General features: G+C 73.7%; 10 protein-coding genes and 1 riboswitch. Of the genes, 2 read left to right on the top strand and 8 right to left on the bottom strand.

Annotation, left to right across the window (positions count from 1 at the left end; genetic code table 11):
• Positions 1 to 122 precede the first annotated feature (122 nt).
• The 5 genes from J5X07_RS02200 to J5X07_RS02180 all read right to left on the bottom strand — a co-directional run bounded on the left by J5X07_RS02200 (position 123) and on the right by J5X07_RS02180 (position 5,800).
• Positions 123 to 716 (bottom strand): DUF4276 family protein, encoded by a 594-nt coding sequence (locus J5X07_RS02200; RefSeq protein WP_208478518.1) that lies wholly within the window; start codon positions 714 to 716, stop codon positions 123 to 125.
• The gene (locus J5X07_RS02195) at positions 713 to 1,900 is read right to left on the bottom strand and encodes an AAA family ATPase (protein ID WP_208478517.1); all 1,188 of its coding nucleotides are present in this window, start codon (positions 1,898 to 1,900) and stop codon (positions 713 to 715) included. The genes J5X07_RS02200 and J5X07_RS02195 overlap by 4 nt, the downstream gene beginning before the upstream one ends.
• Before the next feature lie 96 nt (positions 1,901 to 1,996).
• A complete protein-coding gene (locus J5X07_RS02190) occupies positions 1,997 to 3,139 on the bottom strand; it encodes an amidohydrolase family protein (RefSeq protein ID WP_208478516.1) in 1,143 nt (380 codons plus the stop codon).
• Complete coding sequence (gene ffh / locus J5X07_RS02185; protein WP_208478515.1) at positions 3,136 to 4,794, bottom strand: signal recognition particle protein; 1,659 nt, start codon at positions 4,792 to 4,794, stop codon at positions 3,136 to 3,138. Before ffh ends, J5X07_RS02190 begins: the two co-directional genes overlap by 4 nt.
• A 280-nt stretch (positions 4,795 to 5,074) precedes the next feature.
• Positions 5,075 to 5,800: a TetR/AcrR family transcriptional regulator gene (locus tag J5X07_RS02180; protein WP_341769377.1), complete on the bottom strand. Its 726-nt coding sequence runs from the start codon at positions 5,798 to 5,800 to the stop codon at positions 5,075 to 5,077.
• Positions 5,801 to 5,891: 91 nt separating this feature from the next.
• On the opposite strand from J5X07_RS02180, the gene J5X07_RS02175 reads away from it, so the two are divergent.
• Together J5X07_RS02175 and J5X07_RS02170 are read left to right on the top strand one after the other, a co-directional pair.
• Complete coding sequence (locus tag J5X07_RS02175) at positions 5,892 to 6,965, top strand: ABC transporter ATP-binding protein (protein WP_208478513.1); 1,074 nt, start codon at positions 5,892 to 5,894, stop codon at positions 6,963 to 6,965.
• Positions 6,962 to 7,774, top strand: coding sequence for an ABC transporter permease (locus J5X07_RS02170; protein WP_208478512.1), 813 nt, complete (start codon positions 6,962 to 6,964; stop codon positions 7,772 to 7,774). The genes J5X07_RS02175 and J5X07_RS02170 overlap by 4 nt, the downstream gene beginning before the upstream one ends.
• A gap of 52 nt (positions 7,775 to 7,826) precedes the next feature.
• Here J5X07_RS02170 and J5X07_RS12800 read toward each other — a convergent pair whose 3' ends face one another.
• The 3 genes from J5X07_RS12800 to J5X07_RS02150 all read right to left on the bottom strand — a co-directional run bounded on the left by J5X07_RS12800 (position 7,827) and on the right by J5X07_RS02150 (position 13,064).
• Positions 7,827 to 9,467, bottom strand: a complete 1,641-nt coding sequence (locus tag J5X07_RS12800) for a thiamine phosphate synthase (RefSeq protein WP_341769376.1) — start codon at positions 9,465 to 9,467, stop codon at positions 7,827 to 7,829.
• 424 nt (positions 9,468 to 9,891) lie between these two features.
• Positions 9,892 to 11,376, bottom strand: a complete 1,485-nt coding sequence (locus J5X07_RS02155) for an MFS transporter (protein WP_208478511.1) — start codon at positions 11,374 to 11,376, stop codon at positions 9,892 to 9,894.
• A complete protein-coding gene (locus J5X07_RS02150; protein ID WP_208478510.1) occupies positions 11,373 to 13,064 on the bottom strand; it encodes a bifunctional hydroxymethylpyrimidine kinase/phosphomethylpyrimidine kinase in 1,692 nt (563 codons plus the stop codon). Before J5X07_RS02150 ends, J5X07_RS02155 begins: the two co-directional genes overlap by 4 nt.
• Positions 13,055 to 13,171, bottom strand: a riboswitch (TPP riboswitch). It overlaps the preceding gene by 10 nt.
• Positions 13,172 to 13,238 lie beyond the last annotated feature (67 nt).

The following is a 13,238-nucleotide window of genomic DNA, read 5'->3' as shown; positions in this document are numbered from 1 at the left end:
GCGCGCATCGCCGCGGCCCCGGGCACGCGCTGCCCCATCGAGGTCATCAGCGCCTGACATGCGAGTGCGGGGTGCACAATGCGAGTGCGGGGTCATCGCATTCTGTACCCCGCACTCGCGTTTCACGCGTGAGCCGTGGTCACTGCTGCGAGTGCTTCGAGGTACTGCTCTCGGAAACGCGCGAAGGAGGGCGAGCGTTTAGCGGCGGTATCCAAGTCCAGTTCTGCTGAGAAGGCGACCTGATGGCGTGTCTCCACATACTTCTCGACCATCTGCTTCTCAAGGGCCTCCTTGGCTCCCCGCTTCACTTCAGGGTCCTTGTCATAGACGGCGTCATCCTTGATCGCCCGATGGCCGCGAAGCGATTCGATCCCCGCGAGGAACCATGCCTCGTACTCGCGGACCGCCACGGCCACGACGGCCTCATGACCCTCCAGCGCAGTGCGGGTCGCCTCCACGCATTCCTCCGGGTCGTCATCATCAGAGTCGTAGAGGACGACGACGATCCCAGCCCCTCCCCCTTGCTCGATGCGCTTCCAGAGCATCCGCACCGCATCCCTGACCTTGGCGGACTTCATGTGATCGCGCCCCACTCGATGGGGCTGACGCACCTCGATATCGAAGATGCTGGCCTCATAGGCGATTCGGCGCAGCAATTCCGGAAGCGCCATGACCTCACCATGGCCCTCGACGACGGAGCCCACGATCGTTGTCATGACAGGGAATCCGGAGCGGGCTGGAGCTGGTCGGTGCGCAGGAGCTCCCCGGCGCTGAACAGCGACTCATCCAGGGCCAGCCTACCGCCGGCGTCCAGTGGCCCCACATGAGTGCCCCCGGCCTCAGATCGGACCGCGAACAGCTCGGAGGGAGCAAGGTCGCCAGCATCGAGAAGGTCACCACTGTGAGTGGTCACCAGCACCTGACGCCTGTAGGAGGCGTCCCGGACGGCGTCGAAGAGAATGCCCGCGGCAGCGGGATGCAGCGCGGTCTCAGGCTCCTCGACCACGACTGGCCCGAGGACCCCATCCCCCTGGGGTGCGAAGAGGGCGGTGAGAATGCCCAGGGCACGGAGCGTTCCGTCGCTCATAACGCCGGCGAGCAGCGGGAAGGCGTCATCCGGTCCCTGGGAGCCGAGCTCGAAGTCGAGGACATAGGCACCCCCGGCCTCGCGCGGACTGACCGTCTGCAGGCCCGGCACGATGAGCCTCTGATAGTCCTCGACCCTGTCCTTGATCTCCGGCATCTCCTGCTGGAGCCAGAGCAGGACTGCGGCCAGGTTCCCGGCCTCGCGCTCAAGCCCCTTGCCCACCCCATGATGCGTCACCAGGCGCATCGCATCAGGCCGGGGCGCACTCACGGCTGTGGAGAGCAGGGCCCTGCGGACGGCCGCGAAGTGGTCATACCCTGCCAAGGCCCCAAGGATCAGGGACGAGCCCTCGATCGCGGGCACAGGTATCCGCACGCCATCGACCTCGGCCATGCCGGTCTTGGTGGAGAAACCAGCGCAGTGCGCACCCTCAGCAGTGCGCACTGCGCACTTCTCGGAGTGCACCGTGATCACCGGCGCGATGGTCGGAGTGACGGTGAAGGACACCGAGTACGTGCCGCTGCCACCGCCGGGGAGACCCTCGATCTCCACCTCCACCTCAACGCGGGGCGCCTGGAGCTCACGTGAAGCCCGATAAGCGATCTGATCCGCGCCACGATCATCGATAGCCTCACCCAGGCCCGTGGAGAGCGCCTGCTTGAGGAAGGCGAGCGCGTCGAGGATATTCGACTTCCCTGCCCCGTTCGGGCCCACGAGCACCGCCAGGTCTCCCAGTGCCAGATCGCAGGAGGCGACACTGCGGTAGTTCGTCAGCCGCAGCCGCCGGATGCGCGCCCCTGAGGTGGTGTTCATGGCCCCAGCCTATCGGCCACCAACCAACGGGGACGGCACGCCCCTCCCCGAGTCCCCCGAGCCGCCCCAGGCGCCCTGGAGCATCTCGCGCCCGCCTCAGGCCGCGGGCCCCGCCTCCAGCAGGGCGGCGAGGTCCTCGGCAGGGTCGCGGGGGTAGACCACCGGCCCGGCCTGCCGGGGGTCGGCCGGCACGCCCACCGGCACGCCCAGGAACTCCCTGGCGCTGAGGGTGGCCAGGCGCAGGATCTGCGCATCGGCCAGGCCCGCCCGGCGCCAGGCCAGCAGTTCGGCGGGCAGGGCGTCGTGGGGCAGGGCGCCTCCGGCGTCGGAGCCGGGCAGGAGCCGGACCCCGGCGGCGTGCATGGCGGCGACCTGCTCGTCATGGGCCGCGTGCAGGGCCGTGACCGTGGCCGCGTAGCGAGGGTACTTTCCTCCCCCCTGCGCGGCGAAGGCCGGGAAGCGGTCGACCTGGAGGAAGGTGGGCGTCACGGCGATGCCGCGGGCCGCGATCTCGGCGATCTCCTCGGGGCCGGCGCCGGTGGCGTGCTCCAGGCAGTCCACCCCCGCCTCGATGAGCGGCCCCAGCGCCGCACGGCTGAAGGTGTGGGCGGTCACCCGGGCCCCGGCCTCGTGGGCGGCGGCCACCGCCTCGGCCAGGACCGGTGCGGGCCACAGGGGCGCGATATCCGCATCGGCCCCCTGGGAGCGGTCGATCCAGTCCGCGACGATCTTGACCCAGCCGTCCCCGGACCCGGCCTGGCGCGCCACCGCCTCAATCAGGGCGCCCGGGGAGTCCAGCTCCTCGGCGAAGCCGCGCAGGTACCGCTTGGGGCGGGCCAGGTGGCGCCCGGCGCGGATGAGGCGCGGCAGGGGCGGCAGGCCGCCAGCGCCCCGACCACCATCCCGATCGCGCTGGCCATCGGCATCGGCGCCACGCGCACCAGGCGCGGCCATCCCCGCGGCGCCCACGGCACGGATCTGGGCGGGGTCCTCCAGCCAGTGGGTGTCGGTGGGCGCCCCGCAGTCGCGGATGAGGCCGATGCCGGCCCTCGCGGCGGCGCGCGCCTGGGCCAGGGCGGTGGGACGGTCGACGGCGCCACCGGGTCCCAGCCCGATGTGGCAGTGGACGTCGACCAGCCCGCCGGGGACGACGTAGCCCTCCCCGGCCCGCCGGGTCAGCGGTGCCCCGGCCCCGGGGGATGCCCCGGGCCCGGGCGCCGCTGCCCCCAGCCGGCTCACAGCCCCAGGTGGCGGCGCAGGTCCTCGGGCAGGGCGGACGTGGCCTCCTCGGCACCGGCCTGCGAGGGCGCCTCGGGCGCCGGGGAGGACTCGGGCATGATCCCGTAGGAGCCCGCTGCCCCGCCCAGCCCGAAGGCCGAGCCGGCCACGGGCGCCTGGGCGGCCTCCTCGGACCGGGCAGCCGACTCCTTGGCCTGGCGCGCCGCCTTGGCGGGGTTGCCCGAACGGCCCTTCCTGCTGCCGCCCTTGCCCTTCTTCCTGGCCTTGGGGGCCTGGCGCCCCTTGGAGTGCTTGCCGGTGCCGGGCAGGGAGCCCATGCCCGTCATCCCTCCCCCGGCGCCCAGCCCGTCCATGCCGCCGGAGGCCATGGCCTCCATCATCCTCTTGGCCTGCTCGAAGCGCTCCACCAGCTCGTTGACGGCCTGGACGGTGGTGCCCGAGCCCTTGGCGATGCGCGAGCGGCGCGAGCCGTTGAGGATGGACAGGTCCTTGCGCTCGGCCGGGGTCATGGAGCACACGATGGCCTCGATGCGGTCGACCTCGCGCTCATCGAAGCTCTCCAGGGCCTCGCGCATCTGGCCCATGCCGGGCATCATGCCCAGCAGCTTCTTCATGGAGCCCATCTTGCGGATCTGGCGCAGCTGGGACAGGAAGTCGTCCAGCGTGAAGGTGCCCTTGACCAGCTTGGCGGCGGCGTCCTCGGCCTCCTGGCGGTCCATGGTGCGCTCGGCCTGCTCGATGAGGGTGAGCAGGTCGCCCATGTCCAGGATGCGAGAGGCCATGCGGTCGGCGTGGAAGCGCTCGAAGTCCCCCAGGCCCTCACCGGTGGAGGAGAACAGGACCGGGGCCCCGGTCACCCCGCGCACCGACAGGGCCGCACCGCCGCGGGCGTCGCCGTCGAGCTTGGACAGCACCACGCCGGTGAAGCCCACGCCGTCGCGGAAGGCCACCGAGGTGTTGACGGCGTCCTGGCCCACCATGGCGTCCAGGACGAAGAGGATCTCGTGGGGGCTGACGGCGTCGCGGATGCGGATGGCCTGGTCCATCATCTCGGCGTCCACGCCCAGGCGCCCGGCGGTGTCCACCACGACGACGTCGTAGCCGCTCTCGCGCGCGCGCTCCACGCCGGAGCGGGCCACGGCCACCGGGTCGCCCACCCCGTTGCCGGGCTCGGGGGCCCACACGTGCACCCCGGCGCGCTCAGCCACGACGCTGAGCTGGGTGACGGCGTTGGGCCGCTGGAGGTCGGAGGCCACCAGCAGGACCCGCTTGCCCTGGTCGCGCAGCCAGCGCCCGAGCTTGCCGGCCAGGGTGGTCTTACCGGCGCCCTGGAGGCCGGCGAGCATGATGATGGTGGGGCCGTGGTCGGCCCAGTTGATCTCGCGGGTGGCCCCACCCAGGATCTCGACGAGCTCCTCGTTGACGATCTTGACGACCTGCTGGCCGGGGTTGAGGACCTGGGAGCGGGCGGCGTCGGTGGCCTTCTCGCGCACCGCCGCGGTGAAGGCGCGCACCACCGGCAGGGCGACGTCGGCCTCCAGCAGGGCGCGGCGGATCTCGCCGACGGTGGCATCGACGTCGGCCTCGGTCAGGCGGCCCTTGCCGCGCAGCTGGTTGAAGGAGGCGGTGAGCCGGTCGGAGAGGTTGCCGAACACGAGGGGTCCTTCTGGGTCGGGGCAGGATGGCCTAGGCGCAGCGCACGCCGGGGCCAGGATAGCGGGCGGGGCAAGCCGGCCCATCACCGGCCCACTCCCCGCCCACCGCTGCCCACCGCGGCACAGGCCGGCCCCGCCCACGGGGCCGTCCCGGATACGGCCACCCCAGCGGATCGGCCCCCGGCATGGCCGGCGCCCCGACCCGCGCCTCCAGATCATCTCCGAGTAAGACGGGCCGATGGGCGGCGCCCGCTCATGACGGCCGAGCCACCGGCAGGGACTACCCCCGCCCCTCCTGGCGGCTCGCGCGCCAGTCGCGCGCGGCCTCGGCCATGCGCTGCTCGACCAGCGGGAGGCGCTGCGCCTGCGCCAGGACCTCCAGCATCTCGCCCGCCGAGAGACCGCCGGGCTGGAGCAGCCGCGCCCTGCCCGCCTTGAGCAGATCACCGTCGAAGGCACTGCTCCCGGCGATCCTCAGCACCGCCGCACCCTGATACAGGGCGGACAGGAGGGCCCCGACCTGCTCGGCATCGAGATCGTCATCGACGGCCTCGCCGCGTTCGGCCCGCGCCGCCCGCGCCGCCTCGGCGACCGCCGCGTAGCCCAGGACCTGAAGGTCGATGCGCCGCGCCACCTCGGCGCTCAGGACCTCGTCCCTGGCCGCCACGGCGACGAACTCCAGGGTGGCCAGCGCGAAGTTCCGGACGGAGCGCGCGGCATCGCTGTCGTCGGTCAGCTCCGCCGATGGGACCTCGAACAGGACCCGGCCCCCTGTGGCCAGCGACTGCTCGATGTTCATGTCCATGATCGCCAGGAAGAGCTCGGCCTTGTTGGCGAAGTTGGAGTAGACCGCCCCCTTGGAGAAGCCCGCCGCGCGCGCGATCTCATCGAGCCGCGCGCCGTGGTAGCCGTCGCGCGCGAAGGAGGCGCGGGCGGCCAGGATGATGGCCTCGCGGGTCTGCCTCTGGCGGTCCCGGCGGCTGATCGGGTCGGGAAGATCGTGCACCTGCCGATCGTAGCTCCAGGGAGGTGTTGCACCCGGGACCACCCTCAGATACTCTCGGTATGCACATACCGAGAGTATCTGAAAGGTCGTCATGCCCTCACCCAGTCTGAGCATCACCGGACTGACGCGCCGCTTCGGCGCCGTCACCGCCAACGACTCCATCGACCTGAGCGTCGAGCCCGGCACCATCGTCGGCCTCCTGGGCCACAACGGCGCCGGCAAGACCACCCTGGTCTCCCAAGTGGTCGGCCTGCTGCGGCCCGACTCCGGGCAGATCCGCATCGGAAGCCTCGATGCCGTCGCCCACCCGGCCGCGGCGCGGCGCGCCGTCGCGCTCCAGCCCCAGGCGCAGTCCCCCATGGACGGACTGACCCCGCGCGAGGCCGTCGAGATCTCTGCGCGGCTGCGCGGGCTGTCGGCTCGCGATGCCCGGGCCGCCTCCCTGGCACTGGCCGAGGAGCTCGACTACGGGCCGTGGCTGACCCGCCGCGCCCTGCCCGAGGGCGGCGGCCTGTCCGGCGGGATCCGCAGGCTCGTCGGCTTCGCCATGGCCGCCGTTGCCCCCGCGCCGCTGCTCGTCCTCGATGAGCCGACCAACGACGTCGACGCCTCGCGCCGGCGCCTCCTGTGGGACGCCGTGCGACGCCGGGCCGACGCCGGGACGGCAGTCCTCCTGGTCACACATAACGTGATCGAGGCCGATCAGGTGCTCGATGAGGTCGTCATCCTGGACCGCGGCCGGGTGGTGGCCAGCGGCACGCCCGCGAGCCTGCGCGGCGGCGAGGGCACCCTGCGACTGGAACTGCACCTGGCGACCGGAGTGCAGACTCCCCCGGACTCATCCCAGGACACGCTCCGAGAAACACCTCACGACACGCCCCTGGAGGCAGCCCTCCCGCTGCTGCAGGCCCCGGGGCCCCAGGCCTCCCCCAGCCCCGCCCTGCCCTCACGGCCGCTGCAGGCGGTCCGCACCGGGCGCCGGCTCCTGCTGACGATCCCCGCCGCCGACGCCGCCGCCTGCGTCGGGTGGGCCACTGGCCAGCGCGAGGCCGGGGCCATCGAGACCTATGCCCTGAGCCCCAGCACCTTGGAGGACGCCTACCTGGGCCTGACCGGGGCCCCCGATTCCGAGCAGGACGACGAGGCCGAGGAGATCGCAGCATGACCACCGCCACCCCGGCCACCGCCGCCGCAGCGCCCACGCAGATGGGCCACCCGCTGCCAGCCCGCTCTCCGGGCGCCTGGACCCTCTACCTCACCGTGCTGCGGTGGAAGCTGCTCTCCGTGGGGCCGATGCTCCCCGTGGTCATCGTGCTGCAGATCTTCATGGCAGCCGGGATCATCCTCGGATTCGCCCTGCTCATCCCCGGCATCGATGATCTTCCGGATATCGCCCTGCACATGTCCACCGGCGCGCCCACCGTCCAGCTCCTGACCGTCGGGCTGGTCATGGTGCCCCAGGCCGTGGCCACGGAGCGCAACAACGGGACCTTCGCCTATATGCGCAGCCTGCCGGTACCGCGCCCGATCCTCCTCGTCGCCGACCTCACCATGTGGACGGTGGTCGCACTGCCCGGGCTCGCCGCCTCCCTGGCGGTGGCGCTGCTGCGCTTCGAGCTGTCCCTGGACCCGCGCTGGCCGCTTCTCGTCAGCGCGGCACTGCTGGGGAGCATCATGTCAGCCACCGTCGGCTACGCCATCGCCGTGGTGCTGCGCCCCATGGTGGCCCAGGCCGCCACCCAGGCGCTCGTCTTCTTCATCCTGCTGTTCTCGCCCGTCACCTTCCCCGCCTCCCACCTGCCCCGGTGGCTGGAGGCGCTCCACGACTGGCTCCCCATCCGCCCGGCGGCCGACCTGCTGCGCGCCGGGCTGGCCCCGGGCGACTACACCTGGCAGGCCAGGGACCTCATCATCCTGCTCGTGTGGACGGCGGTGAGCCTGGTGACCTGCTTGCGGGCGCTGTCACGGCGGTGAGGCGCCGGCCCCAGCCCCTGGGCCGCGCCCGCCATCCCCACCGGCAGCGCCGTCAGCGGGGGCGGCGCTGCCGGTGGGGATGGGGGCCAGAGCGCTTGAAGCCCTCCAGGACGCGGGCGACCTCCCCGGCGGGGTCGGCGGCCTCCATGAGGGCGCGCACCAGCGCCACTCCGGCCACGCCGCTGCGAGCCAGGGCGGCGGCGTCCCGGGGGCGCACATCCCCGATGGCCACCACCGGCACCCGGCTGGCGGCCACCAGGGGCCGGTAGCCCTCCACCCCCAGGGGCGGGCGTCCCGAGCGCTTGGTGGGGGTGGGGCGGAAGGGCCCGGCACCCACGTAGTCGATGGCCTCGGCGACCTCATTGGCCTGCTCCACCAGCTCCAGGGTGCCGGTGGTCAGGCCGACGATCGCCTCGGGCCCGAGCATCCGGCGGGCCGCAAGCACCGGCAGGTCCTGCGCCCCCAGGTGGACCCCATGGACATGCACCCCGGCCTGCATGGCGGCCAGTGCCACATCGCTGCGGTCATCGACCAGGACGCGGGTGGCGGGCCGTACCCGCTGGACCGCCTCGGCCACCGCCCGGACCAGCTCCAGCAGCGCCGCGGCCCCCAGATCCTTGGCACGCACCTGGACCACGCCCGCCCCGGCCCCCGCGGCGGCGGCCGCCACCTCCACGGTTCGGGGCCCACTGCCGGAGGTCACCAGGTAGCAGCGCAGGTCGAGGGGCTCGCCCCGCCGGCCGGCGGGGCCGACGGGGGCCGTGCCTGCCTCCGCACCCTCGCACTCCCGGCCCACCTCGTCCAGGGCATCGAGCAGGGCGGTGGCAAAACCGCCCGGCCCCCGCGAGCGCGCGGCAGCCCGCTCCCCGGCCAGGGCGAGCCAGAGAGTGGCGCTGGCGACCGCGGCCAGTGGGTCGGGCTGGACAGCCAGGCAGGCCGCGCTCAGAGCTCCCAGCAGGCAGCCGGTGCCGGTGACCCGGGTGAGCATGGCGCTGCCGCGCTCGACGACGACGGTACGCCGCTCATCGACGATGAGGTCGCGCTCCCCCGAGACGGCCACCGCTCCCCCGGTGCGCCGGGCCACCTCCACGGCGGCGGTACGAGCGGCCTGGGGAGCATCCACGGAGTCAGCGCCGCGACCGCCGGTGGAGGCCCCGGCCAGGACCCTGACCTCGCTGGCATTGGCGCGCACGAGCCGCGGACGGCTGGCCAGCAGCTGGCGGGCCAGGGCGGTGCGCACCGGGGCGGCCCCCACGGCGGCGGGGTCGAGCACCCAGGGCCGGGAGGGGTCGACGGCGACGGTGGCGGGGATCCCGGCGGCGCCATCGGTGCTCAGGGTGCCCAGGTTGATCAGGAGCGCGTCGGCCAGGGTGGTGATGGCGGGCGCCTCCTGGAGGGTCTCGGTCATCATGGGGCGCCCGCCGGCGGCCAGCAGGCCGTTGGCCACGATCCCCATGGAGACCGTGGCGCTCAGGCAGTGCACAAGGGGCTGGGCTCGGCGCACGGCGGCGATGGTGGGGGCGGCCTGCTCAATCTCCCAGCTCGGGGGCGGGGGCTCCTCGCGCTGCAGGGCCCGGGCAGGGTCCTGCCCCGCCCCTGGAGCAGCCCCGGGCGCTTCGGGCACGGCTGGGTTCTCATCGCCGGCGGTCCCCGTGGCCTCGGGCCCGCCTGCCTGGTCTTCTATCGTGCTCACAGCAACTCCCCCCGGGGTTCTCCCTGTCCTGTCCGTCTGCTCTCCACTGACCCTCCTCGCCCTGCCCGGGCCTCTTGCCGTACCGGGGCCCTGGACCTCGCTTCGCGATCAGGCACCTCACCCCACGGCAAGAGCGCGATGCCTGCGGTCCTCCATTCCGCCACGTGACACCCATGCCGCTCAGTGACACCGTTCTTGAGCCCCGCAGGCCCCTGGCGCTCCGCCGCAGCTACCGGCCCGCCAGTCCTGCGGCCCACGTTGCACATCTTCAGGCCGCTCCTGGCCGGGCTGCCCACCAAGATCCTCATGATTCCAGGGCTCAGGATCACACCGGCCCGCTGAAGATGTGCAACGCGGACCTGGCTGCACATCTTCAGTCCGTTCACGGCGCCCGGCCGTGGCGGGTTCGGCGCAATGACGCCATTCACTGATCCCGCCCCGGTCCGAAGATGTGCAACGAGGAAGGGGAGCGGCCTGGCCCCACCGGGTCCCGCGCCCCGCGCCTGGATCCATCGGCACCATCGGCGTGATCCGCACCCAGGGCGGCGCGGTCCAAATCTGCCCGGATCTGCTCCCCGCTGAGCGCGGGGCCGAGGCGGGCCCCCAGGATGACCAGCGCTCCCCCCAGGGCCATGAGGCCGGTCAGGGCGGTGCGCGGGCCCGCCCATGCCTCCAGGGCGGGCAGGTAGAAGGGGTAGAGGGAGGGGATGATGAGCGAGAGGCTGTACGCCGATCCGTATCCGGTCGAGCGCACAGTGGTGGGGAAGCGCTCGGAGAGGTAGGCGGCCACCGGGCCGTAGGCGGCCACGGTCACCACCTGGGTGAGGCTGGCCACCAGGGCGGCCCGGGCCAGAGTGGTGGCCCCGGCCGCCCACCACCAGGCCACTGGCCCGACCGCTCCTGCCACCGCGCCCCAGGCCATGAGCAGGCGGCGACGCCCGACCAGGGTGGACAGGTGCCCGGCCCACGCCATGGCGGCGGCCTGGGCCACGGAGGCGGCGCCCATGGCCACGGAGGCCTCGGCGGCGCTCAGGCCGGTCAGTCCCGGCAGGCGGGCGCTGAGCAGGAGGACGGCGGTCACGGTCAGGCACCACAGTCCGGTCATGAGCACCATGCACTGCCAGAACCGGGGCGCCCAGGGCCCGTGGATGAGGGCGCGCAGCCGGCGCCTGCCGGGCGAGCCCGAGCGCTCCGGCCACTGCTGCGCTCCGGAGCCGGCCCGGGCCCACTGGCGGTGGAAGATGGGGGCGTCGACCACCCGATGGGAGTAGTAGGCGAGCATGGACAGGGAGGCCAGGCCGCCGGCGGCGAAGACCAGTCGCCACCCCCAGGCCGCATAGGCCTGGGGGCCCAGGAGCCGGAGCAGGCCCGCGGTGGCGAAGGCGATGGTGGCCTGGGCCAGGGGCGCCATGGACAGGATCGCCCCGCTCATGAGGCCCCTGCGCTGACCGGGGCTCCACTCCATGGCCAGGGGGATCGCCGCGGAGTACTCCCCGGCCACGAAGACCCCGCCGGCCAGGCGCAGGGCCAGGATCGCGGCCATGGTGCCCGCCCCGAGCACCTGGTAGCCGGGCAGGACTGCGATGAGCAGGGAGCAGGCGGCGGTGCCGGCGATGGCCAGGCGCGTGGTGCGGGTGCGCCCCAGGCGGTCCGAGACCCGCCCCAGCAGCACCCCGCCCACGGGGCGCCCCAGCAGCATGGCCACGACGATGAGCGCGCCGGCCCCCAGCTCCTGGCCGGGTCCCGCCAGCTCGGGCAGGGCGGGGGCCAGTGCCATGAGCGGGGCGAAGACGTGGAGGTTGTCCACCCAGTTGCCCACGACGCCGGCGCGCAGCGCCGCCCGGCCCTGTGGGGGCATCTGCTCGGGCGCCGGCCCGCCGTCAGCGCGGCCCGGCCGGGCCCGACTCATGCCTGCGCCCCGCCGGCCTGCGCGAGCGCCGGAGCGCCACCCAGGCGCCGGGCCTGCTCGAAGAACTCCAGCTCGTGGCGGCAGGCGATGAGGAAGGCCCGGGCCGCCCGGGAGCGCTCGGCGGGCGTGGCCCGGGCCATGGCCTGCTCGGTCAGGGCGGCCACCTGGTTGGACATCCGGGCGAAGGCCGGGTCGTGGTAGGTCGACAGCCAGGCGGCGTAGGGGTGGTCCGGGCCGGGTTGGGGCATGCCCGCCCCGATGTGGGCGTAGAGCCAGGGGCAGGGCAGCAGGGCCGCCGCGGCCACCGCATAGGGCTCCACCGAGGCGGCGGCCTGAAGGAAATCGGTGTAGGCCAGGCACACGGGGCTCTCAGCGGGCAGCTCGCGCCCGGCCAGCCAGGTGCGGTGGAGCTCGGCCTCGTCGTCGATGACGGCGGCGGCGGTCCTCGCCCACACGGCGGTCTGGGCGGCGCTGGGGGCGCGGGTGGAGACGGTGGCCAGGGCCTTGGCGTAGCGGGCCAGGTAGTGGGTGTCCTGGGCCAGGTAGAAGTCGAACTCCGGGGCGGCCAGGGTGCCCTCGACCAGGGCGCGCACGAAGCCGCTGCCCTGGATCTGGGCGATGAGGGGGCCGGCGGATCGCCACAGCGCCCGGGTCCAGGGGCCCTGCGGCGGCACCGCGGCGTCGGGCTCGGCTGCGGGCCGGGCGGCCAGGCCCGGCACACCCCCCGCCTCGTGCAGCTGCTCGGGCTCCTCCAGCGCCGGGGGCACCGCCTCGCGCGGCACCCAGGGGGTGGGGTCGGCTGCCAGGGCCAGGCGCCGGGAGCGGTGGGAGTGGTCGACCGGGCCATGGCCTTGGCCCACGCCCAGTTCGGCGCCGTGGGCGATGGCCTCGTGGAGCCAGTGGCAGCTCCAGGCCAGGGCCTGGTCCGGGTCCTGCCCGGCGGCCAGGCGGGTGGCCAGGGCGCTGGACAGGGAGCAGCCGGTGCCGTGGGTGGAGGTGGTGGGCAGACGCCGGGTGGGGATCTCGGCGATCAGCCCCTCCGGGCCCACCCAGGAGGTGGTGGCCATCTCGCCGCTGAGGTGCCCGGTCTTGACCACGACGTCAGTGCCCGTGCGCCGGCTCCAGGCGCGCGCCTGGTCCAGGGCCTCCGCGGCGGTCGTGGCGGGCTCCTGCCCGGTGATGACGGCCAGCTCGGCGATGTTGGGGGTGATGACGGTCGCCCGCTGGCACAGGGCGGTCATGGCGGCCTCGGCCTGGGGGTCCAGGAGCCGATCGCCGCTGGTGGCCACCATGACCGGGTCGACCACCAGGAGAGGCGGCCGGCCGCCGGGGCCGGGGACCCGGGCGCGCCGAGCAGCATGCTGAGCGGGCTGGGTGGGCAGCGCCTCCAGCCAGGCCCAGACGGTCTCGATGATCCCGATGGTGCCGAGCATGCCGGTCTTGATGGCATCGATGGCCACGTCCTGGCCCACGGCGTCGAGCTGGGCGCGCAGGAAGGCGATGGGCGGGGTGTGGACCTCGCGCACCCCCCGGGTGTTCTGCGCCACCAGGCAGGTGAACACGGCCATGGCGTAGCCGCCGGCCGCGGTGATCGACTTGGTGTCCGCGGCGGTTCCGGCGCCACCGGAGGGGTCGGTGCCGGCGATGGACAGCACGCGGGGGACGACGCAGGAGGATAGGGGCGTCATGCGGACATTCCCTTCGCTAGTACGAGCTAGATCAGGTTCCACGGGTGTGATCTCAGCGCGACTGCGACGCCCGTGCGGCGTCGGGGTGCGCACCCCGTGTCCGCCGCCCATGCTAGCGCAGGCCCCTGCGCCCGCCAGCGCATCGCCGGCCCCGCGAGCAGCGCGGGGCCGGCG

The sequence above is a fragment of the Actinomyces bowdenii genome (genome assembly GCF_017592395.1).
Classification (GTDB): domain Bacteria; phylum Actinomycetota; class Actinomycetes; order Actinomycetales; family Actinomycetaceae; genus Actinomyces; species Actinomyces bowdenii.
This window is presented reverse-complemented; position numbering and strand designations above follow the sequence as displayed.

Coding starts and splice junctions, on each gene's coding strand:
- J5X07_RS02200 (WP_208478518.1), bottom strand. CDS start 716: ATGACAACGATCGTGGGCTCCGTCGTCGAGGGCCATGGTGAGGTCATG.
- J5X07_RS02195 (WP_208478517.1), bottom strand. CDS start 1,900: ATGAACACCACCTCAGGGGCGCGCATCCGGCGGCTGCGGCTGACGAAC.
- J5X07_RS02175 (WP_208478513.1), top strand. CDS start 5,892: ATGCCCTCACCCAGTCTGAGCATCACCGGACTGACGCGCCGCTTCGGC.
- J5X07_RS02170 (WP_208478512.1), top strand. CDS start 6,962: ATGACCACCGCCACCCCGGCCACCGCCGCCGCAGCGCCCACGCAGATG.
- J5X07_RS02155 (WP_208478511.1), bottom strand. CDS start 11,376: ATGAGTCGGGCCCGGCCGGGCCGCGCTGACGGCGGGCCGGCGCCCGAG.
- J5X07_RS02150 (WP_208478510.1), bottom strand. CDS start 13,064: ATGACGCCCCTATCCTCCTGCGTCGTCCCCCGCGTGCTGTCCATCGCC.